Annotated in this window: 4 protein-coding genes; all 4 read right to left on the bottom strand. The window is 42.8% G+C overall.

Translation table 11 applies throughout. From position 1 onward, the window contains the following. A partial coding sequence (locus HMPREF3179_RS12630) for a helix-turn-helix domain-containing protein (protein WP_371441415.1) occupies positions 1–152 on the bottom strand: 152 nt, incomplete at its 3' end. Further along, positions 149–406 carry a hypothetical protein gene (locus HMPREF3179_RS02895; RefSeq protein WP_070469664.1) on the bottom strand — a complete coding sequence of 86 codons (258 nt, stop codon included), beginning with the start codon at positions 404–406 and terminating at the stop codon, positions 149–151. The genes HMPREF3179_RS12630 and HMPREF3179_RS02895, both read right to left, overlap by 4 nt. Before the next feature lie 31 nt (positions 407–437). Then, positions 438–1,007, bottom strand: a complete 570-nt coding sequence (locus HMPREF3179_RS02890) for a hypothetical protein (RefSeq protein WP_070469663.1) — start codon at positions 1,005–1,007, stop codon at positions 438–440. A gap of 76 nt (positions 1,008–1,083) precedes the next feature. After that, a partial coding sequence (locus tag HMPREF3179_RS12370; RefSeq protein ID WP_210398745.1) for a hypothetical protein occupies positions 1,084–1,268 on the bottom strand: 185 nt, incomplete at its 5' end.

The following is a 1,268-nucleotide window of genomic DNA, read 5'->3' as shown; positions in this document are numbered from 1 at the left end:
ATCACATCATCAATTTGCTTTAAAAAATTCATGATGGATTGAGGCGCTTTTTTTGCGCCTGACTCAATGTTCTTGATTGAGTTTGCGCTCATGCCGGTTTGCTCAGCAACCCACTCAATTGATAAACCAAGCGACTCTCTTAAATCTTTCATTGTTTTTTCCTCGTTTTAACTTTGCGCCAACCTTGCTTACAGCGTCTGTCTCGTTTGTATCCGAGCTTGTTCGCCGCTTTCTCAAAAAGTTCTTCAAACTCTTCTCTATGTTTCCACTCACCGATCCAACGTGGCGCATATCTATCTAAGTAAATCTCGCCGTCAATTTCCCAACAACCTACAGCAACCGCCGCCTTACCGTTGCTAGATACCGCTAATCTACCCTCATTCAAACGTTTAGCCAATAATTCCATCTTTCTCTCCTTTATTAGTTACTAAGAATCACTAAGACTGATAGTCATCTGGATTAATCCACCCTTTGCTGATCTGATGCTCAAGCCATTTAATTTCTTTCCGAGTTTTGTAGTTAAAGACCTCGCCTGCCTCTTTGCGTTTTTTAAAATCAATCGCATTGATGACTCTTTGTCTTTTGGCTTCTTTTTCTGCTTGTTCAGCTAACGCCCTTTCTAACGCCCATTGTTTCCTTCTTTCTTCTAAAGGCACGTAGCACGGCTCTTTTTGCTTTTCTTTACGAAAATTTAATAGCCGCTCCAACTCTTGATTGAAGTCCTCATCACCTGCTACATCATGCACTTCGTGCATTTTGTTGATTCCTTTAAAGTGATTTGAAACACGGTACGGTAGGTTGAGCGTAAACCCGCCATCAGGGTCATATACGCTCAGATAACTTGATGGTCCTGCGGCGCTGCCGCTATGCTCAATGCTTACTTTAAATCCATGCTCTCTTAGCAGAGCAGCAAACCGCTCAGCCTCGCCTCGAATTATGCAGGCCGCCTCATACCAAGACAAGCCCATTGTTGCGTATATTCCTCCACATGCTCTGTTTCTGTTCATCTATCGTTCCTAAATGCTGTTCGACTCATTAACTTTATTATAGTGCATACACTATAATAAGTCAAGCATTATTTAGCTACTCCCCATGCTCGTAATAAAAATCCAAAAGGCAATTAATCGCCTCGATGCCTGTCATGTTTTTTTCGTCTCGAAAGCGATTCATGCGCTCTCGGGTGCTATCGACCTCATCTGCTGAGCCCTGATATCTCAAATGCTTCTTTAAGCCCTCCTTAAGCATTCTTGAGTTGTGTGCGTTGGCGG

Origin of the sequence: Oligella sp. HMSC09E12 (assembly GCF_001808505.1) — a bacterium.
In the GTDB taxonomy this organism is placed as follows: Bacteria; Pseudomonadota; Gammaproteobacteria; order Burkholderiales; family Burkholderiaceae_B; genus Oligella; species Oligella urethralis.
Note: the sequence above shows the minus strand (reverse complement) of the source record. Positions and strands in the feature narration are given on the sequence as shown.

What these genes read in the sequence shown, in the direction of transcription:
- HMPREF3179_RS02895 (WP_070469664.1), bottom strand. Translation starts at nt 406, where the DNA reads ATGGAATTATTGGCTAAACGTTTGAATGAGGGTAGATTAGCGGTATCT.
- HMPREF3179_RS02890 (WP_070469663.1), bottom strand. Translation starts at nt 1,007, where the DNA reads ATGAACAGAAACAGAGCATGTGGAGGAATATACGCAACAATGGGCTTG.